The sequence below is a fragment of the Micromonospora sp. DT44 genome, from assembly GCF_049841635.1.
GTDB lineage: Bacteria > Actinomycetota > Actinomycetes > Mycobacteriales > Micromonosporaceae > Micromonospora.
The window spans coordinates 79,937-106,397 of sequence record NZ_JBNCKS010000017.1; the positions used below are offsets into that span (position 1 = coordinate 79,937).

Annotated in this window: 35 protein-coding genes and 1 pseudogene; 14 read left to right on the plus strand and 22 right to left on the minus strand. The window is 72.1% G+C overall.

The annotated features are described in order from the left end of the window. Positions 1-8 precede the first annotated feature (8 nt). The 4 genes from ACLQ25_RS12575 to ACLQ25_RS12590 are packed head-to-tail and all read right to left on the minus strand — an operon-like array spanning position 9 to position 3,454. Positions 9-1,259, minus strand: a complete 1,251-nt coding sequence (locus tag ACLQ25_RS12575) for a metallophosphoesterase (RefSeq protein WP_425731052.1) — start codon at positions 1,257-1,259, stop codon at positions 9-11. A 12-nt stretch (positions 1,260-1,271) separates the two neighbouring features. Next, positions 1,272-1,526 (minus strand): MoaD/ThiS family protein, encoded by a 255-nt coding sequence (locus ACLQ25_RS12580; RefSeq protein ID WP_355048625.1) that lies wholly within the window; start codon positions 1,524-1,526, stop codon positions 1,272-1,274. A gap of 3 nt (positions 1,527-1,529) precedes the next feature. Then, positions 1,530-2,543: a GTP 3',8-cyclase MoaA gene (moaA, locus tag ACLQ25_RS12585; RefSeq protein ID WP_425731053.1), complete on the minus strand. Its 1,014-nt coding sequence runs from the start codon at positions 2,541-2,543 to the stop codon at positions 1,530-1,532. Next, a complete protein-coding gene (locus ACLQ25_RS12590) occupies positions 2,540-3,454 on the minus strand; it encodes a fructosamine kinase family protein (protein WP_425731054.1) in 915 nt (304 codons plus the stop codon). The genes moaA and ACLQ25_RS12590 overlap by 4 nt, the downstream gene beginning before the upstream one ends. Before the next feature lie 152 nt (positions 3,455-3,606). Here ACLQ25_RS12590 and ACLQ25_RS12595 point away from each other — a divergent pair, with 152 nt between their 5' ends. The 3 genes from ACLQ25_RS12595 (at position 3,607) to ACLQ25_RS12605 (ending at position 5,361) form a co-directional block, all read left to right on the plus strand. Continuing rightward, on the plus strand, positions 3,607-4,653 hold the full coding sequence (locus tag ACLQ25_RS12595) for a DUF4192 domain-containing protein (RefSeq protein WP_425731055.1): 1,047 nt from the start codon (positions 3,607-3,609) through the stop codon (positions 4,651-4,653). Positions 4,654-4,714: 61 nt separating this feature from the next. Continuing rightward, the gene (locus tag ACLQ25_RS12600) at positions 4,715-4,966 is read left to right on the plus strand and encodes a hypothetical protein (RefSeq protein ID WP_425731056.1); all 252 of its coding nucleotides are present in this window, start codon (positions 4,715-4,717) and stop codon (positions 4,964-4,966) included. After that, the gene (locus tag ACLQ25_RS12605; RefSeq protein ID WP_425731057.1) at positions 4,963-5,361 is read left to right on the plus strand and encodes a hypothetical protein; all 399 of its coding nucleotides are present in this window, start codon (positions 4,963-4,965) and stop codon (positions 5,359-5,361) included. The genes ACLQ25_RS12600 and ACLQ25_RS12605 overlap by 4 nt, the downstream gene beginning before the upstream one ends. Positions 5,362-5,440: 79 nt before the next feature. Here ACLQ25_RS12605 and ACLQ25_RS12610 read toward each other — a convergent pair whose 3' ends face one another. From ACLQ25_RS12610 to ACLQ25_RS12625, 4 genes and pseudogenes are all read right to left on the minus strand, one after another. Next, a complete protein-coding gene (locus ACLQ25_RS12610; RefSeq protein WP_425731058.1) occupies positions 5,441-5,950 on the minus strand; it encodes a GNAT family N-acetyltransferase in 510 nt (169 codons plus the stop codon). A gap of 145 nt (positions 5,951-6,095) precedes the next feature. After that, complete coding sequence (locus ACLQ25_RS12615) at positions 6,096-6,299, minus strand: DUF397 domain-containing protein (protein ID WP_425731059.1); 204 nt, start codon at positions 6,297-6,299, stop codon at positions 6,096-6,098. After that, positions 6,287-6,517, minus strand: coding sequence for a Scr1 family TA system antitoxin-like transcriptional regulator (locus tag ACLQ25_RS12620; protein ID WP_425731085.1), 231 nt, complete (start codon positions 6,515-6,517; stop codon positions 6,287-6,289). The genes ACLQ25_RS12615 and ACLQ25_RS12620 overlap by 13 nt, the downstream gene beginning before the upstream one ends. A gap of 11 nt (positions 6,518-6,528) precedes the next feature. Continuing rightward, a pseudogene (locus tag ACLQ25_RS12625) lies at positions 6,529-6,627 on the minus strand (XRE family transcriptional regulator); the annotation flags it as partial. A 195-nt stretch (positions 6,628-6,822) separates the two neighbouring features. Here ACLQ25_RS12625 and ACLQ25_RS12630 point away from each other — a divergent pair. Both ACLQ25_RS12630 and ACLQ25_RS12635 read left to right on the plus strand, forming a co-directional pair. Beyond that, entirely contained in the window at positions 6,823-7,116 is a 294-nt protein-coding gene (locus ACLQ25_RS12630; protein ID WP_425731060.1) for a hypothetical protein, read from the plus strand. Then, the gene (locus tag ACLQ25_RS12635; protein ID WP_425731061.1) at positions 7,113-7,349 is read left to right on the plus strand and encodes a flavin reductase; all 237 of its coding nucleotides are present in this window, start codon (positions 7,113-7,115) and stop codon (positions 7,347-7,349) included. The genes ACLQ25_RS12630 and ACLQ25_RS12635 overlap by 4 nt, the downstream gene beginning before the upstream one ends. Positions 7,350-7,378: 29 nt before the next feature. Here ACLQ25_RS12635 and fdhD read toward each other — a convergent pair whose 3' ends face one another. After that, complete coding sequence (fdhD, locus tag ACLQ25_RS12640; RefSeq protein WP_425731062.1) at positions 7,379-8,242, minus strand: formate dehydrogenase accessory sulfurtransferase FdhD; 864 nt, start codon at positions 8,240-8,242, stop codon at positions 7,379-7,381. A 102-nt stretch (positions 8,243-8,344) separates the two neighbouring features. Between fdhD and mobA the strand changes: the two genes are divergently transcribed. From mobA to ACLQ25_RS12655, 3 genes are all read left to right on the plus strand, one after another. Continuing rightward, a complete protein-coding gene (gene mobA, locus ACLQ25_RS12645) occupies positions 8,345-9,076 on the plus strand; it encodes a molybdenum cofactor guanylyltransferase (RefSeq protein WP_425731063.1) in 732 nt (243 codons plus the stop codon). Continuing rightward, positions 9,073-9,336, plus strand: coding sequence for a DUF6457 domain-containing protein (locus tag ACLQ25_RS12650; RefSeq protein ID WP_425731064.1), 264 nt, complete (start codon positions 9,073-9,075; stop codon positions 9,334-9,336). Before mobA ends, ACLQ25_RS12650 begins: the two co-directional genes overlap by 4 nt. A gap of 108 nt (positions 9,337-9,444) precedes the next feature. Then, positions 9,445-10,539 carry a T3SS (YopN, CesT) and YbjN peptide-binding chaperone 1 gene (locus ACLQ25_RS12655; protein ID WP_425731065.1) on the plus strand — a complete coding sequence of 365 codons (1,095 nt, stop codon included), beginning with the start codon at positions 9,445-9,447 and terminating at the stop codon, positions 10,537-10,539. Here the strand turns inward: ACLQ25_RS12655 and ACLQ25_RS12660 are convergent. Then, positions 10,536-11,498, minus strand: a complete 963-nt coding sequence (locus tag ACLQ25_RS12660) for a zinc-binding dehydrogenase (RefSeq protein WP_425731066.1) — start codon at positions 11,496-11,498, stop codon at positions 10,536-10,538. The genes ACLQ25_RS12655 and ACLQ25_RS12660 overlap by 4 nt on opposite strands. A 98-nt stretch (positions 11,499-11,596) precedes the next feature. After that, positions 11,597-12,058, minus strand: a complete 462-nt coding sequence (locus ACLQ25_RS12665; protein WP_007453771.1) for an Lrp/AsnC family transcriptional regulator — start codon at positions 12,056-12,058, stop codon at positions 11,597-11,599. A gap of 59 nt (positions 12,059-12,117) precedes the next feature. Between ACLQ25_RS12665 and ddaH the strand changes: the two genes are divergently transcribed. Next, positions 12,118-12,951, plus strand: coding sequence for a dimethylargininase (gene ddaH, locus ACLQ25_RS12670; RefSeq protein WP_425731067.1), 834 nt, complete (start codon positions 12,118-12,120; stop codon positions 12,949-12,951). A 72-nt stretch (positions 12,952-13,023) separates the two neighbouring features. On the opposite strand, the gene ACLQ25_RS12675 is transcribed toward ddaH, so the two are convergent. Together ACLQ25_RS12675 and ACLQ25_RS12680 are read right to left on the minus strand one after the other, a co-directional pair. Further along, positions 13,024-14,211 carry an ABC transporter substrate-binding protein gene (locus tag ACLQ25_RS12675; protein ID WP_425731068.1) on the minus strand — a complete coding sequence of 396 codons (1,188 nt, stop codon included), beginning with the start codon at positions 14,209-14,211 and terminating at the stop codon, positions 13,024-13,026. 79 nt (positions 14,212-14,290) lie between these two features. Then, positions 14,291-15,088, minus strand: a complete 798-nt coding sequence (locus tag ACLQ25_RS12680; RefSeq protein WP_425731069.1) for an alpha/beta hydrolase family protein — start codon at positions 15,086-15,088, stop codon at positions 14,291-14,293. 61 nt (positions 15,089-15,149) lie between these two features. On the opposite strand from ACLQ25_RS12680, the gene ACLQ25_RS12685 reads away from it, so the two are divergent. After that, positions 15,150-15,764 carry a bacterial proteasome activator family protein gene (locus ACLQ25_RS12685; RefSeq protein WP_425731070.1) on the plus strand — a complete coding sequence of 205 codons (615 nt, stop codon included), beginning with the start codon at positions 15,150-15,152 and terminating at the stop codon, positions 15,762-15,764. A 4-nt stretch (positions 15,765-15,768) separates the two neighbouring features. Here ACLQ25_RS12685 and ACLQ25_RS12690 read toward each other — a convergent pair whose 3' ends face one another. From ACLQ25_RS12690 to ACLQ25_RS12700, 3 genes are all read right to left on the minus strand, one after another. After that, the gene (locus ACLQ25_RS12690; protein ID WP_425731071.1) at positions 15,769-16,581 is read right to left on the minus strand and encodes a Cof-type HAD-IIB family hydrolase; all 813 of its coding nucleotides are present in this window, start codon (positions 16,579-16,581) and stop codon (positions 15,769-15,771) included. Next, positions 16,581-17,402, minus strand: coding sequence for an HAD family hydrolase (locus ACLQ25_RS12695; protein WP_425731072.1), 822 nt, complete (start codon positions 17,400-17,402; stop codon positions 16,581-16,583). Before ACLQ25_RS12695 ends, ACLQ25_RS12690 begins: the two co-directional genes overlap by 1 nt. 306 nt (positions 17,403-17,708) lie before the next feature. Beyond that, positions 17,709-18,452: a hypothetical protein gene (locus tag ACLQ25_RS12700; protein ID WP_425731073.1), complete on the minus strand. Its 744-nt coding sequence runs from the start codon at positions 18,450-18,452 to the stop codon at positions 17,709-17,711. A 184-nt stretch (positions 18,453-18,636) separates the two neighbouring features. Between ACLQ25_RS12700 and ACLQ25_RS12705 the strand changes: the two genes are divergently transcribed. The 3 genes from ACLQ25_RS12705 (at position 18,637) to ACLQ25_RS12715 (ending at position 20,332) form a co-directional block, all read left to right on the plus strand. After that, a complete protein-coding gene (locus tag ACLQ25_RS12705) occupies positions 18,637-19,068 on the plus strand; it encodes an OsmC family protein (protein ID WP_355048644.1) in 432 nt (143 codons plus the stop codon). Between the two features lie 91 nt (positions 19,069-19,159). Beyond that, on the plus strand, positions 19,160-19,507 hold the full coding sequence (locus tag ACLQ25_RS12710; protein WP_425731086.1) for a metallopeptidase family protein: 348 nt from the start codon (positions 19,160-19,162) through the stop codon (positions 19,505-19,507). A 102-nt stretch (positions 19,508-19,609) separates the two neighbouring features. Next, positions 19,610-20,332: an AIM24 family protein gene (locus ACLQ25_RS12715; protein ID WP_234582643.1), complete on the plus strand. Its 723-nt coding sequence runs from the start codon at positions 19,610-19,612 to the stop codon at positions 20,330-20,332. Between the two features lie 37 nt (positions 20,333-20,369). Here ACLQ25_RS12715 and pheA read toward each other — a convergent pair whose 3' ends face one another. From pheA to ACLQ25_RS12740, 5 genes are all read right to left on the minus strand, one after another. Then, entirely contained in the window at positions 20,370-21,323 is a 954-nt protein-coding gene (gene pheA, locus ACLQ25_RS12720) for a prephenate dehydratase (RefSeq protein ID WP_425731074.1), read from the minus strand. Positions 21,324-21,333: 10 nt separating this feature from the next. After that, on the minus strand, positions 21,334-21,903 hold the full coding sequence (locus ACLQ25_RS12725) for a hypothetical protein (protein ID WP_425731075.1): 570 nt from the start codon (positions 21,901-21,903) through the stop codon (positions 21,334-21,336). 83 nt (positions 21,904-21,986) lie between these two features. Beyond that, entirely contained in the window at positions 21,987-22,376 is a 390-nt protein-coding gene (locus ACLQ25_RS12730) for an ACT domain-containing protein (RefSeq protein WP_425731076.1), read from the minus strand. Positions 22,377-22,451: 75 nt separating this feature from the next. Continuing rightward, the gene (locus tag ACLQ25_RS12735; protein ID WP_357131480.1) at positions 22,452-22,910 is read right to left on the minus strand and encodes a hypothetical protein; all 459 of its coding nucleotides are present in this window, start codon (positions 22,908-22,910) and stop codon (positions 22,452-22,454) included. Between the two features lie 168 nt (positions 22,911-23,078). After that, positions 23,079-23,819 (minus strand): hypothetical protein, encoded by a 741-nt coding sequence (locus ACLQ25_RS12740; RefSeq protein ID WP_355048649.1) that lies wholly within the window; start codon positions 23,817-23,819, stop codon positions 23,079-23,081. A gap of 163 nt (positions 23,820-23,982) precedes the next feature. Between ACLQ25_RS12740 and ACLQ25_RS12745 the strand changes: the two genes are divergently transcribed. Continuing rightward, on the plus strand, positions 23,983-25,200 hold the full coding sequence (locus ACLQ25_RS12745; RefSeq protein WP_425731077.1) for an arginine deiminase: 1,218 nt from the start codon (positions 23,983-23,985) through the stop codon (positions 25,198-25,200). 81 nt (positions 25,201-25,281) lie between these two features. On the opposite strand, the gene ACLQ25_RS12750 is transcribed toward ACLQ25_RS12745, so the two are convergent. After that, positions 25,282-26,169 (minus strand): DUF5926 family protein, encoded by an 888-nt coding sequence (locus ACLQ25_RS12750; protein ID WP_425731078.1) that lies wholly within the window; start codon positions 26,167-26,169, stop codon positions 25,282-25,284. Between the last annotated feature and the right edge of the window lie 292 nt (positions 26,170-26,461).

Consider the following 26,461-nt stretch of genomic DNA (forward strand, 5'->3'; position numbering starts at 1 on the left):
GACGTCGGCTATGCCGAGCGCAACTCCACGAGGCTGATCTGCGGCTCGGCGCCCACCCGCACCGGCGGACCCCAGAAACCGGCGCCGTTGGTCACGTAGACCTTGGTGCCGTCGACCTCACCGAGCCCGCTCACCACCGGCTGCTCAAGCTTGACGACCAGGTTGAACGGCACCACCTGACCACCGTGCGTGTGCCCGGAGAGTTGCAGGTCGACGCCGTAGCGGGCGGCCTGCTTGGCGGCGAGCGGCTGGTGTGCGAGCAGGACGACCGGGCGACTCTGGTCGCGGTCGCCGAGGGCGGCCTCGAAGTCCGGGCCGGCGGCCAGGCCGGTGCCCTTGGGGTCCGCGTTCAGGTCGTTGACGCCGGCCAGGTCGAGCACTCCGCCCCGGGCCTGGATCTCCTGCCGGCGGTTCTGCAGGACCCGCAGGCCGAGCCGGTCCACCTCCTGGACCCACTCCTCGACACCCGAGTAGTACTCGTGGTTGCCGGTGACGAAGAAATTGCCGTACCGGGAGCGCAGGTCACGCAGCGGCGCGGCGGCCGGGCCCAGCTCGGCGACCGAGCCGTCGACCAGGTCGCCGACCACCGCGACCAGGTCCGCGTCGAGGCGGTTGATCGCGGCGACGATCCGTTCGGTGTGCGCCCGGCCGCGCAGGGGGCCGAGGTGGATGTCGGAGACGGTGGCGATACGCAGCCCGTCCATGCTGCGGGGAAGCTTGGCCAGGGGGATCCGCACCCGGTCGAGGTGGGGCGGGCCGAGCGCCGTGCGGACGCCGTACCCCGTGATGCCGGTGGCGGTGAGACCGGCGAAGATGGCCGCGCCGCGCGCCAGCAGCAGGCGACGGGCCGGGTCGTGGTCCGGTGCCGCGACCGCGCCGGCGGCCGGCGGATCGGCGGGCCCGGCGGCCCCGACCAGCACCGGCTCGGGCGCGGCGGTGGTCGACTCGGCGACGGTCACCCGGCGGCGCAGCACCAGACGCGCGATGAGCATCGGCACTTCCAGCACGACCAGCGTGACCAGCAGGTAGAACATGACGGCGAGCCACAGGTAGCCCGGCCAGGCGAGCCAGTAGAGGCCGGCCTGCGTGCCGACGAGGGTGACCGGTACGAGCACCGCCAGCACTCCGGCGACGATCCCGCCGACGCGCCGCCAGCGACCTGGCGTCGTCGTGTCCCGGACGAGACGCTTCCACAGGTAGAGGTGGATCAGCCCGGTGACCAGCGCCAGTACGCCCATGAACCCTAGAACCGCCAACATGTGCGCGCCCCCTCAGCCGCCCGCGAACGGGGGTAGGACATCAATCGTGGCCCCGCCCGGCAGGGGTGCCCGACGATCATGGCAGGTGACGCCGTCCACGAGGAAACTGGCCACCCGCAGCACGGCGGCCAGTCGGTCGCCGTGCCGCTGGGACAGCTCGGCCGTCAGGTCGTCAAGAGACCGGCCGGCAGGCGTGACCTCCTCGGAGCGGCCTGCGGCGGCCCGCGCCCCGGCGAAGTAGCGGACGGTCAACGGCCTCGGTTCCACGACTCAACCCCCGATCGCGGACATCGGCCGGGTCGGCTGGAGGAAGGTCGGGTCGTCGATGCCGTGCCCGGCCCGCTTGCCCCACATCGCGGTACGCCATCGCCGTGCCAACTCGTCGTTGGTCGCGCCGTCGCGCAGCGCCGCCCGTAGGTCGGACTCCTCGGTGGCGAACAGGCAGGCCCGCACCTGACCGTCGGCGGTCAGCCGGGTGCGGTCGCAGTCGCCGCAGAAGGGCCGGGTGACGCTGGCGATCACGCCGACCCGGGCCGGGCCGCCGTCGACCAGCCAGGTCTCGGCGGGCGCCGCGCCGCGCTCGGCCGGGTCGGGGCTGAGGTCGAACCGGGTACGCAGGGAGGCCAGGATCTCCTCGGCGGTGACCATCGTGCTCCGGTCCCAGCCGTGCTGCGCGTCCAGCGGCATCTGCTCGATGATCCGCAGGTGGTAGCCGTGGTCGAGCGCGAAGCGGAGCAGAGCCGGCGCCTCGTCCTCGTTGACCCCGCGCATCAGGACTGAGTTGATCTTTACGGGGTCGAGACCCGCCGCCGCCGCCCCGGCGAGCCCCGCCAGCACCGCGTCCAGGCGAGGACGGCGGGTGAGCTGGGCGAACCGGGCCGCGTCCAGTGTGTCCAGCGAGACGTTCACCCGGTCCAGGCCGGCCGTCCGCAGCGCGGGCGCCAGCCGGTCCAGGCCGATGCCGTTGGTCGTGAGCGAGATCCGGGGGCGCGGATCGAGCGCGGCGACCGCGCCCACGATGCCGAGCAGTCCGGGCCGGATCAACGGCTCCCCGCCGGTGAACCGCACCTCGGTCACACCGAGCTGCTCGACGGCCACGCGGACCAGCCGGATGATCTCCTCGTCGGTGAGCAGCTCCGGGCCGGCCAACCAGGGCAGCCCCTCGGCCGGCATGCAGTACGTGCACCGCAGGTTGCACTTGTCGGTAAGAGAGACGCGCAGGTCCCGCGCGACGCGGCCGTACCGGTCGACGAGGACGCCGTCGGTACGTCGGTCGATACTCACCGGTCGACCGTAGCGCGCTCGACGCCGCCCAGGACGGCTCGGGCGACCTGGACAACCGTGTCGCGGTAACCGGCGCCGAAGAGCGCGGTGTGCACGAGCAGCAGATGCAGCTGGTGCAACGGCACCCGCTCGCGCCAACCGTCGGCCAGCGGCCAGCTCTCCCGGTAGACGGCCAGCACCCGGTCCAGGTGCGCGACGCCACCGAAGAGCGCCAGTTGGGCGAGGTCGGTCTCGCGGTGCCCGCCGTGCGCTGCCGGGTCGACCAGCCAGGCCCGCTCGTCGATGCCCCACAGCACGTTGCCCGGCCACAGGTCGCCGTGGACGCGGGCCGGCGGCTCGTCCCCGCCGAACTCACCGACGCGCCCGATCACCCGCTCGATGAGCGCGGCATCGCTGGTGGTCAGGGCGCCGCCGTCGACCGACAGGCGCAGGTAGGGAACGAGTCGCCGCCGCGCGAACCACGTTGACCAGGGGCCGTCGTCGGGGGTGTTGTCCTGGGCAAGCGCACCGATGAAGCCGTCCCAGGGCGCGCCGAAGGCAGGCGCGCCGGCCCGGTGCAGGGCGGCCAACTCCCGGCCGAAGCGATCGGCGGCCTGCGGCGTCGGCTCGCCGGGCTCCACCCAGTCGAGCGCCAGCAGGTCGGGCAACGCCACGATCACCTCGGGTACGCCGATCGCGTCGGCCTCCCGCAGCCAGCGCAGCCCGGCGGCCTCGGCGGCGAAGAAGCCCTCGGGCACCGGCCGGCCGGACCCCTCCGGCCAGGACTTCGCGAAGACCGAGTGACCGTCGTCAAGCGTCAGCCGGGCGGCGGCGCAGATGTCGCCCCCGGCGACCGGCGTCTCCCGGAGCCGCTGATGGGTCCGGAACGTCGGCAGGTGTGCCGGATGCGCGCGCAGGTACGCCAGGTCCATCAGCGCACGGTAGCGGCTGCCCATGACACGGTGGTGTCGTGTGAGCACATCGAATCGCTTCTACCTCTGGGAATACGCTCCGTAGTTGTGGATAAGTCGCGTGTCATCCACAGGGTCTGGAAGGCTCCGCGGCGCGGACGCAGCCTTCCTGCATGACCTCGACCGAACGTCCGAAGCTCTCCGTCCGCTCGCCCGCAGATCTGATCGCCGCCGTGCCGTACCTGCTCGGCTTCCACCCGGCCGACAGCGTGGTCGCGGTGGCGCTGCGCGGTCGACAGATCATTTTCGCCGCCCGCGCTGACCTGCCCGAGCCCGCGACGGACCCGGTCGACCGTGCCCGGCACCTGGCCGGGGTGATCCACCGGCAGGGCGCGGACGCCGCCACCGTGGTGGGCTACGGGTCACCCGAGAGGGTGACCCCGAGCGTGGACGCGGTGCGCGCCGCCCTGACGGCTGCCGGCCTGGAGGTGCTCGACGCGCTGCGGGTCACCGACGGCCGGTGGTGGTCCTACCTGTGCACCGAGGTGGACTGCTGCCCGCCCGAGGGTCGGCGCTACGACCCGCAGGCCAATGCGGTGACCGCGTCGGCCGTGTTCGCCGGTCAGGTCGCCCTCCCCGATCGGGCGGCCCTCGTGGCGCAGGTGTCGCCGGTGGCCGGCCCGGCCCGCGAGGCGCTGCGGGCGGCCACCGTCCGGGCCGAGCGACGGCTGGTCGAGCTGATCGAGCGGGCGCCCGCCAGCGACCTGCTGGGCGGGCGGGCCGTCCGCTCCGCCGGGGTGACGGCCGTCCGCGACGCGCAGCGCCGGCACCGGCGCGGTGAGCGGCTCGACGACGACGAGGTGGCCTGGCTCAGCCTGCTCCTCGGGCACCTGCCCGTCCGCGACCACGCCTGGGAACGCACCGACGGCCGTGACCGCGACATCGACCTCTGGACGGACGTGCTGCGCCGGGCCGAGCCGGAGTTGACCGCCGCGCCCGGCGCGCTCCTCGCGTTCGCGGCGTGGCGGGCGGGTCAGGGGGCCCTGGCGGCGGTCGCGCTGGAACGCACGCTGAGCCTGCACCCCGAATACTCGCTGGCCCTGCTCCTGGACGACCTGCTCCGGCGGGGCGTACCCCCCTCGGAGCTGGACGGCTGGCCCTCGGTCGGTCTGCCCGGCGTGGTCCGCCCCCGTAAGCGACGTCGACGTGGCCGCCGCTGACCAGTCCGGCCGAGCGTCCGGTAGTACCACTGGTGCTACCAGGGTTGCTAGGCTGACGACCATGACCGTGAAGCGCTCCGTCAGCCTTCCCGACGACGTCGCGGAGTGGCTCGACCAGCAGCCCAACGTCTCCGCCGCGATCACCGAGGCGGTACGCGCCCAGATGGCCGTCGTCCACCTCCGGGAGGTGTTGCGGCGAGCCGGCATCGAGGTGACCGAGGAGGGCAGGGCGCGGTGGCGTGAGCGGTTGGCGACACCCATCCCGGCGGACGCCCTCGCCGAGGGGCGCCGCATGCTGGGTCGTGCCGAATGAGCGATCGGATCGCGGCCGTGTTCGACGCGTCGGCGCTGACGGCCTACATCGAGGGCAACATCTCGGTCGGAGAGTTGATGCTGGAGGTCGCCGATGAGGGCCGGCAGGTGGCGGTCCCGGCCGCCTGCTTGGCGGCCGCCGTCGCGGACGCGGGTGACGAGGTTGGCGCGGCGCTGCTCGCCCTGCTGGTCAGTGCTCCGATGATCCGTGTGCTGCCGCTCGACGCCGACGGCGTACGCGACACCGGCACGCTGGCCCGCGCCGTGGGTGGAGACATCTCGCTCGGGCAGGCGGCCAGTGTCGCCCTCACGCACGAGGCGCACTACGCGACCGCGCGGCCCGACCTGGCCGCGAAGGCGCTGCCCGCCAACTGGAGCATCCTCAACCTGGCCTGACGGGCCGCCGTCCGTCCGCAGATCCTGGACGGAAACCGTCCCTGGAGGGGCCCGTTCCTTCCACGATCTCGTTCAGCGGTCAGTCGAGGCCAATGCGCCAATCGTTGCTGCGCATCAGAGAGCCGCTACCCGGTGGGTACTCGAAATCGCAGGGGCCGAGAAGAGTGAAGCCAAGGCGGTGGCAGAGCGCATTGGAGGGGACGTTCTCGACCGAGGGGAACGCGTGCAGGCCTTGGGGTGCGTCGGAGCGGCGGGCAACCGCGCGGACGATGGTGATCAGGGCGGTGCCGGCTGCGAGCGCAATGCCTCGGCCCTGGTAGGGCGGTAGGACGTTCCAGCCGGTCTCGTAGATCTGCTCACCCTGCCAGTCACGCTGGTGATAGGCGATGCTGCCCACCATCTCGTTGCCAAGCAGTACGGCGTACATGCGGCCGCGGCCGGTTGCGGGCATGGCAAGGTATCGGCGGTGCCGGGCAAGCAGTTGTTCCTCCGGCTCGGGACCGCCGACGTGACGACGCATCTGCGGAGTGTTGATCCGGCGCAGGAGGTCGAGCGCGGTTGCCGACCACGGCTCGAGACGAACGTCCATGCCGCTCCGCTCGGCGGGCGTCAGGGCCATCAAGCACCAGCCAGGCCATCGCGACCCGCTTCGACGAGCTCGCCGTGCGCTGCGTAAGGCACGGTAGAGATCGCCGCCATCATCGAGTGGCTGTGACCGACGTCGACACGGGCCCTTACCCGACCGGGCCGATCTCCGTCGCCAGCCTGACGAAGCTGGCCCAGGCCGCCGGCTCGAACGTCAGCGTGCCGGCGTCGCGGTCCTTCGTGTCGCGGACGAGCACGACGCCCGGCAGATTGTCGGCCACCTCGACGCACGCTCCACCGTTCGAGCTGCTGCGGGTGCTCTTGCGCCAACGGGCGCCGGTCACGTCATCCATGCTCGCGCTCTCATCAGGTCGATGGTCAGGTCTCGCGGTAGCGCTAACGACCTCACGCTATCCCACACCGCCCACAAGGGAGCAACGTCATTACTGATGCGCCCGGCCGCCTGGTCGTCGAGGTAGCCGACGTCGCCGCCGTCCGGCGTGCTGGCGATGACGAACGGCCCGGCCTGGCCGGGGTGAAATCCGGCCGTGAGGGGGAGTACGTGGATCATCACGGCCGGCCCCACTTGGCCGCCGTTTTCGGGTCCACCCCGATCTCGGCCGCGAGACTGTCCGCTGTCAGGCCGGATGCTGACATCGCTTCGGCGACTGCCCGGTTCATCCACGGCTCCTCTCGAACGTCCCAGACGTCCACAGGAGATATTGCTACGCAGTGTATTCGACTCGCAACCCTTGGAAGTCTCCTCTGTGAAACGGCGCGGCTGACAGGGGCCCCGAGACCCGGCGGTCGCGTTCGTGTCAGGGCCGCCCCGCGGGCGAGCACTCCGGGGCGGCCCTCCCAACGAGGAGGGGGACCATGCCGCCCAAGCCCACGAACCCGCCACCGCTCAAAGCCGGTGACCTTGTTCGCCTGACCCGCGCCGCGAGCCCGCAGTTCGTCCGGCCGATCACGGTCCGGATCATCCGCGAACTCACCGACCGCCACACCTACCACGGCTGGACCTGGATCGAGGCGTACGAGCTGGGTTCGGACGGCACCGCACGGGCCAGGCGGGAGCTGTTCGTGCTCCGCGAAGGGGCCGACCTGCTGACGTCCGGGCCGACCAGCCGCCAGGTGACTCGGCGTGACCCGGTGTGGGCTGTCAGATGACCGAACACCCGTTGCTCAAGCCGACGTGGCGCTGCCGCACCTGCGGGATCGCGTGGCCCTGCTCGGCTGCCAAACTGCGGCTGCTCGGCCAGTACCGGGGCCGCCGCGACGAACTGGTCGAGCACCTGACAGCACTACAGGCCGAGGCGACCGAACACCTCACCGACCTGTACGGCGGCCCGCCCCCGGGCAACCTGACCGACCGTTTCGTCGGATGGGTCCAGGCTCGGTGACGGCGCGGGACTCGGTCGACCGCCGCGCGTCAGGCCGGTTGCTCCACCGTGATCCGCTGTGGGCCGGCGTACACGTTCATGGTCCGGCCGCGCAGGAATCCGACGAGCGTCATTCCCGCCTCCTCGGCCAGCTCGATCGCCAGGGTGCTCGGTGCGGACACTGCCGCCAGCAGCGGCAGTCCCGCCATCCAGGCCTTCTGAGTCAGCTCGAAGCTCGCCCGGCCGGACACCAGCAGCAGGTGCCCGGTCAACGGCAGGTGTCGTTCCCGCACCGCCCAGCCGATGACCTTGTCCACGGCGTTGTGCCGGCCCACGTCCTCCCGCAGTGTCACCAGCTCACCGGCCGGGGTGAACAGCCCCGCCGCGTGCAGCCCGCCGGTGCGGTCGAAGGCGCGCTGGGCGGCCCGCAGCCGGTCGGGCAGCTCGGCGAGGAGCGTGGCCGGTACGACGAGCGGGTCCTGGACGACCGGAAACAGCGAGCGGGTACGGACCGCGTCGATGCTGGCCTTGCCGCAGACCCCGCAGGAGCTGGTCGTGTAGAAGTTCCGGGACGGGTCGGTGGTCGGTTCCGGGACGCCGGGGGCGAGCACCACGTCCACCACGTTGTACGTGTTCGGAGTCCCCGCGCCGGCGCAGAGTTGAGCGGTCAGCACGTCGTCGGTGGACCGGATCAACCCCTCGGTCAGCAGGAAGCCGATCGCCAGGTCCAGGTCGTCTCCGGGGGTGCGCATGGTGACGGCGAGCGGCTTGCGTCGGCCCGGACCGGCCGGGCCGACGCGGATCTCCAGCGGCTCCTCCACCGAGAGGGTGTCCGGCCGTCTGACGGCTGCGCGTCCGTCGGCCGCGTCCAGGTCGATCCGCAGTACGCGCCGTCGGTCAGTCGCCCGTCCCATCCCGCCATCCTGCACCCCACTCCGGCTGGCCCGCACGGCCGCCGCCCATCAGGCACCCCGCAGCGCTCGGCGGTCGAGCGCCGGCACGGCTACCGTGACCGGGTGGGGACGTACGCCGCCGTGGTGCTCGCGGGTGGGGCCGCCCGCCGGATGGGCGGGGTGGACAAGCCCGCGCTGCCGGTCGGTGGTCGCTCGATGCGCGACCGGGTGCTGGCCGCGGTGGGGGATGCCGCGCCCCGGGTGCTGGTCGGGCCTGCTGACGGCGTGCCGGACGACGTACGGGTGACGCGCGAGGATCCGCCCGGAGGTGGACCGGTCGCCGCGACGGCGGCCGGGTTGGCGCTGCTCGACCGCGACACGACGCTCGTCGCGCTGCTCGCCGCCGACCTGCCGTTGCTCACCCGCGCCGCCATCGGCGACCTGCTGACCCACCTCGCCGCCGCTGGGAGGCCAGCATCCGCCGCCCCGGCGGACAGCCCGGCCGGCCCGAAAGCCGCCCCGGCGGACAGCCCGGCACTCGCCGCCCCGGCGGACAGCCCGTCCGGCCCGAAAGCCGGCACTGTCTTTCACACCGAGCCTGTCGACGGGGTGTGCTTCGTCGACGCGGACGGACGGCGGCAGTCGCTCTGCGGGGTGTGGCGGGTTGAGGCGCTGCGGTCCGGGCTGCTGCGGCTGGCCGCCGACCGGGGCGGCAGTCTGGCCGGTGCTTCGATGCGGGCGCTGTTGGTCGGTCTGGCGATTCACGACGTGCCGTGGGTCGGTGCCGGTCCGCCGCCCTGGTTCGACTGCGACACTGACGAGGACGTACGCCGGGCGGAGGAGTGGGTGCGATGACGGTGTTGGACGACTGGGTCACGGCGGCCTGCGCCGAGGTGGGTCTGGACCCGGCCGAGGTGCCGGTTCCGGCGGTGCTGGACCTGGCCCGCGACGTCGCCCACCAGGTGGTGCGACCGGGTGCGCCGGTCAGCGCGTACCTGCTGGGGTTGGCCGTCGGTCGTGGCGCCGATCCGGCGGACGCCGCGGCCCGGCTCAGTGCCCTCGCGGCCGACTGGCCGGTCGGCCTCGACGCTGAACTCGCCGACCCCACCTTCTGACCGCCGCGCCCCGTGCGGGTGTCACGACGCCGGGTGTCCGATCCCGGTCCGGGCTGATTCGAGCCGAGTGGACCGTGGGTAGGGTGATCGGAACGGACGGAGGCGATCATGACGGCTGACCACCCCTCGGCGTCGGACGGAGAGCCCGGCGGTACACCCGAGCCGGCGGAGTCGATCCTGCTCGACGACCCCAGCACCACCGATCTGCGGGCCAAGGTGACGGAGGCCTGGCGGGAGTTCGCCCGGATGCTCGCCTTGCGGCTACGGGAGCTACCGGCCGGCGCGCACCTCGAACTGACCCTCGATCCCACCGCCTCCGGTACGGGCGACGCCGTCTACTCGATCAGCGTCGACGCGACCGACGACGGCGGTCTGTCCGCTCGGGCGGTCGGTAACGCGGCGCTGCCGCAGGGCTACCGGCTGGACCGTGCCGCTGTGGCGGACATGGTGGCGCTCGGCTGGTCCCCGCCCGGCGTGGTGGCCGGTTCCGGCGGCGCGTTCGGGCTGGACGGCACGGTGGCGGAGGCCAACCGGATCGCCCCGCTGCTGTCCCGGACGCTGCGCGACGTGTACGGCGCACCCCACCCGGCCTTCCTCGTCTACCTGGTGCACGACGCCGAGGGCGAGCCGCTGGCCGTCGAGCCGTTGGGCACCGCGCGCAGCGAGTTCGGCCCGGACGCCGACGTGGAGGGGGACCTTCAGGAGGCGTTGGCCGAGGCGTCCGCCGACCGGGACGACGTGCTGGACCTGCCGGAGCGCGTCCGTACCGTGGTGTCCACGATGTTGAAGTCCGACGCCGAGCGGTTGCAGATCGACTCGGACGGCGACATCACCATCCGGGCCGGCTCGGCGATGGTCTTCGTGCGGGTGCGGGACAACCCGCCGCTGGTGGACGTCCTCTCCCCGGTCCTCACCGAGGTCGAGCCGACCGAACGGCTCTACGTCAAGCTGTCGGAGCTGACCAACCGCATGCCGATCGGCCGCCTCTACTGTGCCGACGACACGGTCTGGGCCTCCATCCCGGTCTTCGGCCGTAACTTCCAGGCGACCCATCTCATGCTGGCCGTGCAGGTGATGACCGGTCTCGCCGACGAGTTGGACGATCGTCTGCACGGTGAGTTCGGCGGCAAGCGCTTCTTCGGCGAGGGCGACAAGCCGGGTCGCGGTGACGATTCCCAGCACCGCACCGGCATGTACCTCTAGCTGGCAGCCACGTCCAACAGGGTCTTGCCGACCGTCGCGCGCGCCTCGATGGCGGCGTGCGCGTCGGCGGCGCGTTCGAGGGGGAAGCGCTGGCCGACCAGCGGCCGGAGCTGCCCGGCCGCCGCGTCCGCCAGGACCCCGATGGTGTACGCCCGCAGCCGCGCGGGCGTCACGTCCGGCCGGATCAGCGTGATCCGGCGTTGTGCGGCGGCGTCCGGTGTCACGGGGGACCACTCGCCGCTGGCCAGCCCGTAGCTGATCATCCGGCCGCCCGGGGTCAACAGCTCGAACGCCGCCCTGGCCACCGAGCCGCCGACGCCGTCGAACACCACGTCGACCCCGCCCGCCGCGTCGCGGACGCCATCGGCCCAGCCCGGCCGTAGGTAGTCGACCGCCACGTCGGCGCCCAGCCCGCGCAGCAGGGCCACCTTGCGCGGTCCGCCGGCCACGCCGATCACGCGTGCGCCGGCCCGCGCCGCGATCTGGACGAGCATGCTCCCCACCCCACCCGCGGCGGCCTCGACCAGCACGCGGTCGCCGGCGCGGACGCCGACCGCCTCGACGAGCATGGTGGCGGTACGCCCGTCGGCGAGCAGCGCCACGGCCGCGTCCAGTGCCAGCCCGGCCGGCACGTCGATGGGCGCCGACGCGTCCACCGCGACCTGTTCGGCGTACCCGCCGGAGCCGCCGGTGGCGGTGACCACCCGGTGCCCGATGCGGGCCGGGTCGACGTCCGACCCGACGGCGGTGATGACGCCGCCGACGCCGTTGCCGGGGATCAGCGGCGGGGTGTACCGGTTCGGCCCGGGACGCCCCGAGCGCTGCTGCGTCTCGACGAAGGTGACGTTCGCGTGCGCGACGTCGATCAACACCTGGCCGGGGCCGGGCGTCGGGTCCGGCGCCGGGCCGGGCGTCAGCATCTCGGGACCGCCGAATTCACGTAGCCAGATCGCCCGCATCGCTCCCCCTCGTGTAGTGCCAGGCCGCCACGAGTCCAACACCTGAACCAGACTTGAGGTCAAGCCGCGAATTGAGGGTCGAGTCGCGCGGTGGACGGTCAGGCGCGGGTGGACGGCCCGACGCCGGGGGATTCGACCAGCCGGGACAGCACGATCGTGCTGCGGGTGGACGTCACGAACGACTCGGCGCGCAGCCGCTCGAGGGCCGCCTCGAGGTGGGCGATGTCGGCGGCGCGCAGGTGCACCAGCGCGTCCGCCTCGCCGGAGACGGTGTACGCGCCGACCACCTCGGGGTGTCGGCGGGCGGCCACGCCGATCTGCGCCGGGGTGGTCCGGCCGGCGCAGAACAGCTCGACGAACGCCTCGGTGGTCCAGCCGACGGCGGCCGGGTCGACGACGGCCGTGAATCCCCGGATGACGCCGGTGGCGCGCAGTCGGTCGACGCGGCGCTTGACCGCCGGGGCGGAGAGTGACACCCGGGTGCCGATGTCGGCGTACGACGCACGGGCGTCGGCGACAAGCAACGCAATGATCCGCTGGTCAACGGCGTCTATCTGCAACGTTCCGCCTCTGGGAAGCAATGGTTGTGGCTGTTACCAAAGTTCAACGATACCTACTCTTGGTGACCGTGAACCAGCAGCGAGTCTCGCGAAAGCGGACATATCTCATGTGCTCGCCCGAGCATTTCGCGGTCGAGTACGCGATCAATCCGTGGATGGACGTGACCACCCCGGTCGACCGGGACCTGGCCGTCAAGCAGTGGGACCGGCTGCGCGAGACGCTTGTCGGTCTCGGCCACGAGGTGCACCTGCTCACGCCGGAGCCGGGGCTGCCCGACATGGTGTACGCCGCCAACGGCGCCTTCGTGGTCGACGGCAGCGTCTACGGCGCGCGGTTCAAGCACGAGCAGCGGACCGCCGAGGCCGCCGTGCACCACGCGTTCTACGAGCAGCAGGGCTGGCGTTTCCTGGCCCCGAGCGAGACCAACGAGGGCGAGGGCGACTTCGCGTACGTGCCGGAGGCGCACGGCGGACTCATCCTGGCCGGGCACGGCTTCCGTACCGAGATCCCGGCGCACGCGGAGGCGCAGGAGGCGCTGGGTCGGCCGGTGGTGTCGTTGCGGCTGGTCGACCCGCGCTTCTACCACCTGGACGTGGCGCTCGCCGCCCTCGACGACGCGAACATCGTCTACTTCCCCGGCGCGTTCTCGGCGGCCAGTCAGCGCGTCCTCACGCAGCTCTTCCCGGACGCGGTGATCGCCGACGACGAGGACGCCCTGGCCTTCGGGCTCAACCTCGTCAGCGACGGCGCGAACGTGGTGCTCAACAGCGAGGCCACCCGACTGGCGGGCAAGCTCAAGGCCGCCGGTTACACACCGGTGCCGGTCGAGCTGGCCGAGCTGAAGAAGGGCGGCGGCAGCGTGAAGTGCTGCATCGCCGAACTGCGGCACTGACCCGAACGGCGCCGCGTACGGCAGGGGCCGGCCTCCCGTGGGAGGCCGGCCCCTGCTTCGTCCGGTGGGCGATCAGCCCAGCGTGGCCAGCTCGTTGATCAGCACGTTCGACATGACCTGACCGTCCTGCTGGACCTCCCGCAGGTACCACTTCTGTTGCGGGGTACGCGGCTGGTTGAACTGCCAGATGCCGCGCGGGCTGTCGATCTGGCCGATCTTGCCCAGCGCCAGGTTGACCTGCTGCGGGGTGGGCGCTCCGCCGGTCAGCTGGATGGCCTGGTCGAGCACCTGGGCCGCGTCGTACGACGCCATCGCGTAGGTCGTCGGCGTGCTCTGGTGCTTCTTGCGGTACGCCGAGGCGAAGACCCGGTTCGACGTGTTGTTGAGGTCGGCCGAGTAGTTCAGGGCGGTCTGGATGCCCAGCGCGTCCCGGTCCAGGCTGTCCAGCACGGCGCCCTCGGTGAGGAAGCCGGGGGCGTACACGGGCCCGGAGAACTGGTCGCGCAGCTGCTTGATGAACTCGACGGCGGCCGCACCCGCGAAGAAGCAGAACACGGCGGTCGGGTCCTTGCGCAGCGCCTTCTCGATGTCCGCCGAGTAGGTGGTCTTGCTCGGGTTCGGGGTGGGGCTGGTGTTGGTCACCGGGTCGGCGATGCGCGGGTCGGTGGCGCCGAACTCCTGCTTGAAGCCCCGCACGACGTCCGGGCTGCCCACGTTCTCCGGCATGATGATCGCGATCCGGCCGTTCGCCGGGAGCTGGTCGCGCAGGTAGCGGCCGAGCGCCCGCCCGGCCTCGTCCAGCACGTACGAGGTACGCCAGATGTAGACGACGCTCTGCAGGCTGCTCGGCGAGGCGTTCGACCCGATGAGCGGGACCCGGGCGTCCTCAATGGTGTCGCGGATACCCACCATCACCGACGAGTTGACCACGCCGGTGAGCGCCAGCACGTTCTGCTTGAGGAGCTGGTCGACGGCGGCCTTGCCGGTCTTGGCGTTCTCGCCCTCGTCGGCGGTGAGCAGCTCGACCGGGTGCCCGCCCAGTTGTTGGTTGTGCAGGTCGAGGAAGAGTTGGAAGCCGTTGGTGATGTCGTCACCGATGGACTTGAACCCGCCGGCCTTCGGCGCGATCAGACCGATCTTGATCGGGTTCTTGGTGACGGTCGGCTGGTCGACGGTGTCGGAGCCGCACGCGGTGGCGAATCCGGTCGTACCGAGCGCGGCCATCAGTTGGAGCGCCCGCCTGCGATTCATCTGCGACACCGAGTTCCCTTCCAGGAGCGTTGCAGGGCGAACAGCGCCCCTCCGGCGTTCTACCTGGTCGGCGACGCTGCGTCAATGGCTATAGATCATCGTGCAGGGACCGCAACGCATCCCGCACCCTGGGCCAGGCCGAGGACTCCGGGTCGATCAGCCCGAAATGCTCGCATCCGGGCAGCTCAACAAGGGAGATATCGGATCCCACGCGATGAGCTGCCGCCACGAAATCCCGGCTCATCGAGACCGGCACCTGTTCGTCAAGTGAGCCATGTATCACTACCGTGCGTGTTGGCGTCGGTACCAATGACCGTGGATCGGCCGCCGCGTACCGGTCCGGCACATCCCCCGGGCCACCTCCGAGCAGCGCGGCCACCGCTCCGGAGTCCAGGTCCAGCCGGTACGCCTCGGCGAGATCGGCGACCGGGGCCAGGGCCAGCACCCCGCCCACCGTCGACGGCGCGGTGGCCGCCGCGTACAACGCCAGGTGGCCACCGGCGGAATGACCGATCAGGATCGGCGCGGTCCCGCTCACCCGACCGGGCAGCGCCTGCGCGACCAGCTCCGGCAGCGCCGCGATCCCGGCGAGGGCGTCGGTCAACGTGCCCGGCCAGCCACCGCCCGGTTGCCCGGTACGCCGGTACTCCAGTTGCGCCACCGGGTACCCGTCGGCCGCGAGCGTGGCGGCCAGCGGTCCGGTGTGTCGCCGGTCGTACTCGGCCCGCCAGAAGCCCCCGTGGACTACGACGACCAGCGGCCGGGCCGGCCCGGAACCGGCTGGGCGGCGAAGGTCGGCGATCTGGTCGGGGTGATCGCCGTACGCCACCGTCCGGTCCGGCGCGGGCGCCGGCCGGGTCAGCACGGCGCGCGGGTCGGCAGACATGGCGCGACGGTAGCGCGCCCCGCCCGGGTGGTTCGGCCCAGGGGAGTCGGTCCCGGGCGGCATGGGCCGGACCTCCTGGGTAAAGATGGACCCCATGACCGCTGAGCAGAACGACCAGCCCGGCCCCGACGACTCCGGCCACTCCGGCACCGTGGTGGTGGTCGGTCCGGACGGGCGGCCGATCGGCACCGTGCAGACCGAGGAGGGCCACGGCGAGGACCCGACCCGCCTGGTCGAGCAGCCGGCCAAGGTGATGCGGATCGGCAGCATGATCAAGCAGCTGCTGGAGGAGGTCAAGGCCGCCCCGCTGGACGACGCCAGCCGGCACCGGATGCGGGAGATCCACGAACGCTCGATCGTCGAGCTGAAGGAGGGTCTGGCACCCGAGCTGCGTGACGAGCTGGAGCGGATCTCGCTGCCCTTCACCGAGGACAAGGCGCCCAGCGAGAGTGAGCTGCGCATCGCGCACGCCCAGCTCGTCGGCTGGCTGGAAGGCCTGTTCCACGGCATCCAGGCCGCACTGGTCGCCCAGCAGATGGCCGCCCGGGTTCAGCTTGAGCAGATGCGCGGCGGCCGGCAGGCGCTGCCCAGCGGCCCCGGCGGGGTCGTCCCCGGCATGCCGGGCATCGGCCAGCCGGCCGGCGGTGAGGGTCACAACACCGGTCAGTACCTCTGACCGGTCACTGGACCCCGAAGACCTTCTCCAGGTACGCGGCCACGCCGTCCTCGGAGTTCGAGCCGGTCACCTCGTCGGCGACCGCGAGGACGGCGGGGTGCGCGTTGGCCACCGCCACGCCGCGCCCCGCCCAGCTCAGCATCGGTACGTCGTTCGGCATGTCGCCGAAGGCGACCACGTCCGCCGCGGCCACGCCGAGCCGGTCGCAGTACCAGTCGAGCCCGGCCGCCTTGGTCACCCCGGCCGCGGAGATCTCCACCAGCCCTGAGGACGACGAGTGCGTCGCCTCGGCCAGCCCTTGCAGCGCCCTGGCGATCAGCGCCGCGAACGCGTCCGGGTCCTGCTCGCCGGCCCGGGCGAGGAGCTTCACCGCCGGTACGGAGAGCAACTCCTCCGGCGTCTCGATCGGCCGGATGGCGTCGGCGTCGGCATCCCAGCGCAGCGGGTAGTCCGCCTCGTGACGCATCTCCCGGCTGTCCAGGATCTCCACGGCGAAGCGGATGCCGGGCACCTCGGCGCGCAGCCGCCGGGCCACCTCCACCAGATGCTGTGGCGCGAGCGGGTCGGCCCGTAACACCTCGTCGTTGAACGGGTCGTAGACCACGGCGCCGTTGGCGCAGACCGCCGGCAGAGGCTCGGCCAGCTGGTCGTACACCATCTTGAGCCAGCGGACCGGGCGGCCGGTGACCAGCACGACCGGCGTGCCTCGCGCGGAGATCCGCGCGAGCACGTCGGCGGTGTGCGGGCTGACCGTGTGGTCGTCGTGGATCAGCGTGCCGTCGATGTCCGTGGCTACCAGCCGGGGTGTCTCTCCCATCATCGGGAGAGTAGTCGGTCCAGATACACCGCCACTCCGTCGTCATCATTACGCAGGGTCACTTCGTCGGCGGCCGCGCGGACGTCGGGGTGAGCGTTGGCGACCGCCACCCGCGACCAGCCGGCCCACTCGAACATCGGCAGGTCGTTGGGCATGTCGCCGAAGACCAGCACGTCGGCCGGGTCGACCCCGAGCGTCTGCGCCACGACGGTCAGCCCGGTCGCCTTGTCCACCCCGGGCGGGCAGATCTCGATGAAATCGAGCCCGGCCTGGGTGAGCGTGGCGACCTGCGGCTCGACGATCCGGCGGGCCACCGCCAGCAGTTCATCCACGTGGTGGTCGGCGGTCCTGGCGAACGCCTTGAGCACGTCGCAGGAGAGGCACTCGTCGCGGGTGCGCGCCTCGAACCGGTCCTGGTAGGGCCAGCTCGGGTGGTAGTCACCCCAGAGCGGGGCGTCGTGCTCGTCGGACGCCTCGACCATCACGGTCAGCGGGCCGACCTCGGCCTCCAGGTCGGCGAGCAGCCGGGCCAGCACCTCGGCGGGCAGGCGCTCGTCGCGGAGCACCACCGGGCCGGCCGGGTCGCTCTGGTCGACCACACGTCCGCCGCCGGCCATCACCAGAAAGTCGGCGGCGCGGATGTCGTTGCGGGTCAGCTCGGTCAGGCGAGGGCCGCGTCCGGTCGCGCCGACCACCGGAATACCGGCGGCCCGCACCCGGTCGAGCACCCCGTGGGTGTACGCGGAGACGGTGTCGTCACTGCGGACGAGTGTTCCGTCGAGGTCGGTAGCGATCAGCTTGGGCAGTCCCGGGCGGGTCATCGTTCCTCCTTCGCCCGCCGCCGTCGCAGCCAGCCGTGCGGTCCTGGTCGAGACCCGGCGTGACGGCGGGCAGCAACCGTACCTCGCGGAAAGGGTCGCAACCATGGCTTCCCGGCGAATCGGGCACCAACGCGCGGCACCCGACAGGTGTCCAACCCCGCCCCCGCACCCCGTCCCCCGCGCCCGCGCCCCGCGCCTCGTCGATCTTGCACTTTCGGTGGCTGATTTGTGAGCTTTTGCGCCTTATATGACAACAGAAACCGCAAGATCGGCGCGGTGGTGGGGCGGCGCGGGGGTGGGGTGAGGTCAGGTGGGGTTTTCGGGGCGGGCGAAGGGGGTGGCCGGTTCCACCGTCAGGTCGGCGGGGGCGGGGAGGCCGTCGTCGAGTGGACCCGGGTCCGGGCGGCGACGCCAGGACCGCATCGCGGGTACGTCGGCGGCCCGGGCGTCGTCGTCAGCCGGTCCCGCCGACGTGCCGGTCGGTACGGCCACCGCCAGTCTCAGGGCGGCGGCGAAGAGGACGCACGCGACGAACGCCAGCACGAGACCGCGGCCGTACTCGACCCGGAACTCTTCCTCGGGCGAGTAGAGAAGGGCCCGCTCCCCGGTGTCGTCGAGCGTCGCGGTAGCGGCGACCAGCAACGCCAGGAGCGCGCCGGCCAGCGTGAGCCCGACCAGCCGCGCGTTCGCACGGACCGCCGCCGTGCCCCCCAGCGCCAGGGCCACGGCGCAGGCCAGGCCGAGCAGGCCGGCGAGATAGGCGACCCCGAAGCCGCCGATCTCGGACACGCTGGCGCGCACCTCGATCGTGTTGGGCCCCTCGGGCCCGCCGCTCGGCACGGTCGTCAGCAGCCACTCGCCGATCATCGACGCGATCCCGGCGACCGCGCCGAGGCCGGCCAGCAGCAGCGGCAGGCGAGGGTCACGGGTCAGGCCGACCAGGGGATTACCGAACCGGCGTGTCCGCGCGGGCTCGTCGGCGCCCCAATCGATCACCGCCGGCGCGTCGGGCGAGTCTCCCTGGCGCGGAACGGGCAGATCCTCGGGCATCGGCCATCCCTCCGCCGGTCACGGGCCTGCGACGAATCATGGCACAGCCCTCGGTCGCAGCGCTGCCGTAGACACCGCGCGCGCCCACGTCCGCCGCGTCGCCGATCACGGTGACGGGAATCGCAGGGCGGTCGTCGGTACCGGTCGGTCGCCCGCAGGTCACGTATCCGCTAGCGTTCTCAACATGCCAATCCGTACCGCTTCCGCACAATGGCAGGGCAATCTCACCGAGGGTTCCGGCACCGTCCGCACCGGTAAGGGCGGCCTGTCCGGCAACTACTCCTTCAAGTCGCGCTTCGAGGAGGGCGAGGGCACCAACCCCGAGGAGCTGATCGCCGCCGCGCACGCGGGCTGCTTCTCGATGGCGTTCTCGAAGGCCCTCGCCGACGCCGGCACCACGCCCACCTCGGTCGAGACCACCGCCAAGGTCCACCTGGACAAGACCGACGCCGGGTTCAGCGTGACCCGGATCGACCTCGAGACCGTCGGCCAGGTGCCCGGGGTCGACGAGGCGGAGTTCCAGAAGCTCGCCGAGGCCGCCAAGGCCAACTGCCCGATCTCCCGCCTGCTCTCGCCGGGCGCCGAGATCACCCTCACCGCCCGCCTGGCCGCCTGACCCGGCGACCCGCACACGTGGACCCCGGCCCGGGTCGCCGAGCGCGACCCGGCCGACCGGTCCCGCATCGGGCAGAATGAACGTCGTGCCGGTGGAGATGACCCGCGAGCGCTTCGAGGAGCTGGTCGCTGACGCCCTCGACGAGGTGCCCGAAGAGCTTCTCGGCCTGATGAACAACGTGGTGATCCTCGTCGAGGACGACCCACCGGCGGGTGAATCCGACCTGCTCGGCCTCTACGAGGGGCACGCGCTCACCAACCGGGGCTGGGACTATTCCGGCGTGCTGCCGGACCGGATCTTCATCTACCGCCACCCGATCCTGCGGATCTGCGACAACGACGAGGATGTCGTCGACGAGGTGGCGGTGACCGTGGTGCACGAGATCGCCCACCACTTCGGCATCGACGACGAGCGGCTGCACGCCCTGGGCTGGGGCTGACGCGCAAGCCTTCGTCGGCGCGCCGCTGAACCGATCGCCTCCGGTTGCCGTGGTCACCTACGGTCGATGCAGCGACCGCGACCATTTCAGGAGGCACCTTTCATGCGCAGCGAGCTGTTCTCGGCGGAGAATCTGGAGAAGGAGTCCGCGCAGGCGGGCATGCGTCTGCAGAACTCCAAGATGTTGAAGATCGAGCTCAACGGCGAGGCGATGGCCCGGGTCGGCTCGATGGTCGCCTACCAGGGCAACGTGCAGTTCCAGGCTCTGGGCTCGGGCGGCCTCGGCAAGTTCCTCAAGCAGAAGCTCACCGGCGAGGGCGTCCCGCTGATGAAGGTCACCGGCCAGGGTGACGTCTTCCTCGCCGAGCTGGCCAAGGACGTCCACATCATCGACCTGGAGCCGGGCGACGCGCTCTCCATCAACGGCTCCAGCGTGCTCGCCTTCGACTCGACCCTGCAGTACGACATCAGGATGGTCGGCGGCGCCGGCATGGCCTCCTCGTCGGGGCTGTTCAACTGCGTGTTCAGCGGGTACGGCCGGATCGCCATCACGACCAAGGGCACCCCAGTGGTGCTCAACGTGGACGCGCCGACGTACGTCGACCCGCAGGCCGCCGTCTGCTGGTCGGCCAACCTCCAGACCGGCTACCACCGAGCCGAGCAGCTCGGTCTCGGCACGCTGCTCGGTCGGCGCACCGGCGAGTCGTTCACCATGAGCTTTGCCGGTCAGGGCTTCGTGGTGGTGCAGCCGTCCGAGGAGCCGCCCGTCATGGGCAGCGGTCAGCAGCAGCAGGAGGGTGGCCTGCTCGGCGGTCTGCTGAGCTGAGCGCCGACGCGGCCGGGGCGCGTGGCGTTCGCCCCGGTCAGCTCATCTCGCCGGTGCGCAGCCGGGCCAGCCAGGCCGCCGCGTCGGCGTAGTCGACGTCCGACAGGCCGGCCGGCGCGGGCACCCGCCGCTCGCCGGCCTCGACCCAACGGTGTCGGGGATAGGACCCGAGGAAACGGACCTCCGCGCACACCCGGCGCAGCCCCTGCAACGCCTCACCCAGGCGTACGTCGGCCACGTGCCCGGTGCAGTCGAGGAAGAAGACGTACCGGCCCAGCGCCTCACCGGTCGGGCGGGACTCGATCCGAGTCAGGTTCACCCCCCGTACGGCCAGCTCGACCAGCACCGACAGCAGCGCGCCCACCCGGTCGTGAGCGATGTAGACGGCCAGCGAGGTGAGGTCGTCGCCAGTCGGCGGTGGGGGTGGCCCGGGACGGGAGACCAGCACGAACCGGGTCACCGCGTCGGGGTGGTCGGCGATCTTGTCGGCGAGCAGCGCGAGCCGGTGCCGGGCCGCCCCGATCGGCGCGCAGATCGCCGCGTCGTACTCGCCGGACCCGGCGCCGGCCGCCGCGGCCCCGTTGGAGAGAACATCGACGACCGTCGCATCCGGCAGGTGGTCACGCAGCCAGCCGCGGCACTGGGTGGACGCCTGCGGGTGTGCCGCGATGGAGCGGACCGTCGACAGCGCGGTGCCCGTCGGCGCGGCGAGCACGAACTCCACCGGCAGGACCACCTCGCGGGTGATCACCAGCGGCTCACCCTCGACGATCTCGTCGAGGGTGACGCCGACCGCCCCGCCGATCGAGTTCTCCAGCGGCACGAGCGCCGCGTCGGCATCTCCGGCCCGGATGCTGTCGAGCGCCTCCCCGACGCTGCGAGCCGGCGTACGGGAGCCGTGTTCGGCTGCCGGGATGGTGCGCAGGGCCTGTTCGGCGAAGGTGCCCTCGGGGCCGAGGTACACGTAGCGCGTAGGCGGTGTTCCGGGCATGCCGCCCAGACTACGCACCCGGTCCGACCGCTGGAGATGTATCGCAGGCGAGCGTACGGATTCCGGCCGGCCCGGTGGCCCGGACCTCGATGGTGCACACGTCGGTGCCGGCCGTGACCAGTTGCAGAGCCGTCGGCCCACCCTGGGTGACGACCTGAAGCTCCTCGTGCCCGGTCACCTCCAGCACGGTGTACTGCCAGTCTCCGGCGCACAACGGGCCGGTGCGGACCCGGACCCGGACGTTGTCCGGGAGCACCGAGGCCGGTCCGCGCAGCAACTGCACCACCCGCTGCCCGGTCGGCCCGTTCCGGCAGGTCGTCGCCACCAGCCCGGGCTCCGGGGTGGCCACGCCGGTGGCAGGTGGCGGTGCGGTCGGCGCGGTCGAGGGCGTGCTCGTTGCGACGCCGGTCGGGCCCGACGGCCTGGGGCTGCTGGCCCCGGTGGGCACGCCGGTCGGGTCACTCAGTTCCGGAGGTGCTCCGCAGCCGGTCAGCGCTCCGATCGTGAGGAGCGCCAGCAGCGCCGCGGCCCACGCGGGCGCGGTGGGGGCCGACGGGCGGCGGGGTGGGCTGAACGGCACGGGCCGGTCCTCGGGACATCGGGATACGTCGCGGCCGGGGGTGGCCGAGCCCATCGTAGGGCGAGCGGTCGGCCGGGTGAAGCTCAGCCGAGGACGCGGTGTCCGGCGCGCTCCAACGCGGTCGTGCCCTCGGTCAGTCGGACGGCCGGAAGCAGCACGTAGTCGGTGTCGAAGGTGGAGAAGGTGACCACGCTGACCCGGGCCGCGGCGAGTGGGTCCACGAGCGCGGCGAGCGTGCCGGTGCCGTCCACGCCCGCCGGACCGGCGACGCGGAGGCAGCGCCAGATGGTCTCCACCACGGCCTCGTCGGGCAACCGATCGGCCGGGCAGATCACCGAGATCCCGTCGGCGGTCCAGCTCACCGTGACCACGTCGGCGCGACCCAGCCCGCTCGACAGCTCGTCCGGCAGAGCGGTGCCGCCACCCAGCCGGCACACGGCGTACTCCCCCGGCAGCAGAGTGATATCGAGCATGAGGGCACCTTACGGCGTGGAACCGAGCCCAACTGGGCATTGCCGCGTGCGGCGAACGCCACATCGCGCCGCAGGTCAGACCTCGGAGAAGAAGGTGAGCGAGCCCGCGACGGCGCCGTCGGAGAGCACCGGCGTGGAGATCGCGTCGACCGTCGCGTCGGGCCCGCCGCCGGAGGCGGCCTGCACCCGCAGCAGGCCCCGGGCGAGCCGGCCGGAGGAGAGCGCCAGCAGGGGCGGAATCTTGTCGATCTCCGCCTCGGTCAGCTCGCCCCGGTTCGCGGTGAAGTCGAGCAGGCGAAGGCCGCCGTCGAGCAGTGGACGCCCGATCAGGCCGGCGGGCTCGCCCAGGCAGAGCAGCGCGCAGCCGGCGGTGGAGATGGCCACCACACGAGTGTCGGCGTCGATCAGCAGGCAGGGCTCGTCCGCCCGCCCGACGGTCGAGGACCACTGGCCGACATTGTCGAACTCAGACTCTGTCGAGGCTCGGGCCGAGGGCACGAACACTTCTGAGAGCGAGAGTTCGACGTGGGCCACCGCGCCTCCTATGTACAACGACGGACTGTCCACGCTAGCCGGTCAACGACGGATTCACCGAGCGAGCCGGGTCACCGCGCCGCAGCGGAGAACCCCCGGGCGGCCGGCGACGGCGCGGGAGCCGGTGGGTAGGTGGGGGACCGGGGCCGCGTGGCGTCGCCGGTGACGTTACCGGCGGTGGGCCGCCTTGTCAGCGGCCGTTCGGCCCTCCTCGTACCACCGGTAGTCGGCCGATGGACGGTAAGTGCCGTTCAGCCAGGTGCTCGGGTGCTGTGCCACCCGTGCCAGCTTCTCGGCCGTGGTCGGACTGATCCGGTTGCCACCGGCCACGAGGAGCCGGTCCAGCTCCCGGTGGGTGGCCATCAGGCAGTCCTTCGGGAGGCCGTAGACGCTGATCACGCCGGACCCCACGAAGGTCAGCACGGGCGTCACCGGGATGGTCAGCCCCACCGCGTCGGAGAGGGCCTTGCTGGCCCGCTTGGCGTCCCGGCGGGCCTCGGTCACGTACGGGGGCCGCTTCCCGTTGATCTGTACGACGTCCCCGGCGACGAGCACCCGGGCCCGGCCGTGGTCGGCGATGGTCACCGCGAACAGGCCGCTCGGCCCGATGGCGAGAAAACCGGCGCGGTCGTCCTGCGCGCGGTCGAGCAGGACGTCCGCCACGTCGGTGCGGGGCCACTCGATGACGTGCCAGGACGGCCCGAGGTGGTCGAGTTGACCGAGTGCCCGCGCGCCGGCCGCCTCCAGCCGACGGGCGCCTCGCTCGGCACGGCGGCGTCGGGCCCACTCGAGCGGTGTGGGGCGGACCGGTTCGAGAGCCCCCGGCGCCTCGACGCGGGGGTGGGGCACCGCGATGGGCGGCAGTGCCCGTGCGGTCGGTACGGCTCGTCGTGCGGGAAAGACAGTCATCGCGACCTCCGGCAAAAGGTCCCTCGAAGTTATGTCCTCACTACCCTACGTTGCCACTGTGGGTGTTCGGCAAGCCGGAGCGCCGGAGTGACTGTGGATGAATGCCATATTCATCCACAGTTCTTTTCTCGGATGCCGCCAAACCCTGCCCTACGCTGCGGGAGTGACCCACTACGTCGACAGTGAAGTCGGCCGGCTCGGCACCGTCCTGCTGCACCGGCCCGGCCCGGAACTGGCCCGGCTCACCCCGCGCAACAACGACTCGCTCCTGTTCGACGCGATCCCCTGGGTCGGCCGCGCCCAGGAGGAGCACGACGCCTTCGCGGCGGCGCTGCGCGAACGCGGGGTCGAGGTGCTCTACCTGGCCACCCTGCTGGCCGAGACGCTGGCCGTCGAGGACGCCCGCACCGAACTGACCGAGCAGGTGCTGCGCTCGCGCCGCCTCGGCGACACGTTGCGCGCCCGGGTCGCCGACCACCTCGCCTACCTGGACCCGGCCGCGCTGGCCGACGTGCTGACCGCCGGGCTGGCCCACGAGGAGCTGCGGATCAGCTCGGAGCGGCCGGGCGGGCTCGTCTACACCCTGATGGACCGGCACGACTTCGTCATCGACCCACTGCCCAACCTGCTCTTCACCCGGGACTCGTCGCTGTGGATCGGCGACCGGGTCGGCGTCACCAGCCTCGCCATGCCGGCCCGCCGCCGGGAGACCACCCTGACCGACGCCATCTACCGGCACCACCCCCGGTTCGTCGGCACCGAGTTCGTCTACCGCCCCGACCTGGAACACCTGGAGGGCGGGGACGTGCTGCTGCTCGCACCCGGCGTGCTGGCCGTCGGCGTGGGTGAGCGGACCACTCCGGCAGGCGCGGAACGCCTCGGCCGAGAGGTCTTCGCCGCCGGCCTGGCCCACACCATCCTGGTGGTGCCGATCGCCCAGAAACGCGCCACGATGCACCTGGACACCGTCTGCACGATGGTCGACGTCGACGCCGTTCTGATGTATCCGAACATCGCCAGCACGCTCTCGGCGTACACCGTCATCGCCGGCGCGGACGGCGAGGACCCGCGGGTGGACGGCCCGGCGCCCTTCCTGCGAGCCGCCGCCGACGCGATGGACCTGGACCAGCTCCGGGTCATCGACACCGGCCTGGACCCGGTGACCGCGGAACGCGAGCAGTGGGACGACGGCAACAACACCCTCGCCATCGCGCCCCGGCTGTGCGTCGGTTATGAGCGCAACACGGAGACCAACGCGCAGTTGGAGCGGGCCGGCATCGAGATCATCCCGATCGCCGGTTCGGAGTTGGGCTCCGGCCGGGGCGGCCCGCGCTGCATGTCCTGCCCGATCGTCCGCGCCCCGCTGCCCGTGCGCGCCTGACACCGGGCCACCCGCTGCCCGTGCGCGCCTGACACCGGGCCACCCGCTGCCGTGAACGGCGCGACGGGCAGCGGGCCCGGGTCAGCGCAGGGTGAGCTGGCGGCCGAGCAGCCCCTGGCGGGCCCGCCGGCCGGCGGCGTCCAACACCTCGGTGCTGGCGAGAGCCTCCGCGTACCGCTTGGCGAACTGCGCCACCGGGTCCTCCCACTCGCTCGCCGGCGTGTTCTCGGGCAGGTCCCAGACGGGTACGAGCCGGCCGTGGGCGCGGAACATCCCGGCGAACTTGGTCTGGTCGCCGAGCGTCAGCGTGCCGGCCGCGCCGAGCCGGGCCAGCGCGTCGAGGGCCGCGTCCTCGTCGTCCGGCAGCACCCAGCGCACGTGCGCCTTCTCCGGGACCTGACACCAGTACGCGGCCTTGGCGGAGGTCATCCGCACCGTCGGGTAGATGGCGGCGTTCGCCCGCTCCAGGGACGCCTGGACGCTCGGGTCGTCGGTCGCGCCGGGATCGAGCCAGAACTCGAACCCGTCGTGCATGCTGATCTCCAGCGGGCCGTCCACGAGGATGTCCTGAAGACGCGGCCCGGGGCCGGGCAGCGGCGGCACGGACACCTGGCCGCCCGGCTCGGTGCGCAGCGCGCTGAGGAGCGCCTCGGCCAGGTCCCGGGAGACGTCGCCGGACTGCTGGTGACGCTGCAGACCGATGAGCACCTGGCCGTCCGGCTTGCTCACCGCCGGCGCGGCCATCGGCAGCACCGTGGCCAGGGTCGCCGACCGGTCGCCGAACTCCTCGACCAGGGCGGGCGCCAGGCGCAGCGGGGCGGACGCGGCGGGCACCAGCTCGCGCAGCGCGATCCACTCGGGCTCGTCGACCAGGCCCTCGAAGGGACGCGGCACGAAGACGTCCCGCACCTTGTCCCGACGGGGAGTGGTTTCGGTGGCTGCTCGCTGGCTCTTTCGACGCTTGCTCACGGCGTCACAGCCTAGATCCCTCGGCCCGGTGCCGTGGCCCGGACCCGCCACCGGCGCCAGGGCCGGTGTCAGAAGAACTGCCCGGACTCCGCCTCGGCTCGACCGCCCTTGTGAAACAGACCCTAGCTTGATTTTTAACCTGCAGGGCGGTGGCATCGACCCCGGCTGATTATGGGGACAGCCCTTGATCGATCATTCCTCTTGTCTAGGGAAGGAGATCGCAAACCAAGGGCTGTCTGGTGATCAGTGTGCACGATGTCGGGTCGACTGATGGGGTCGGGCGGCTGGCCGT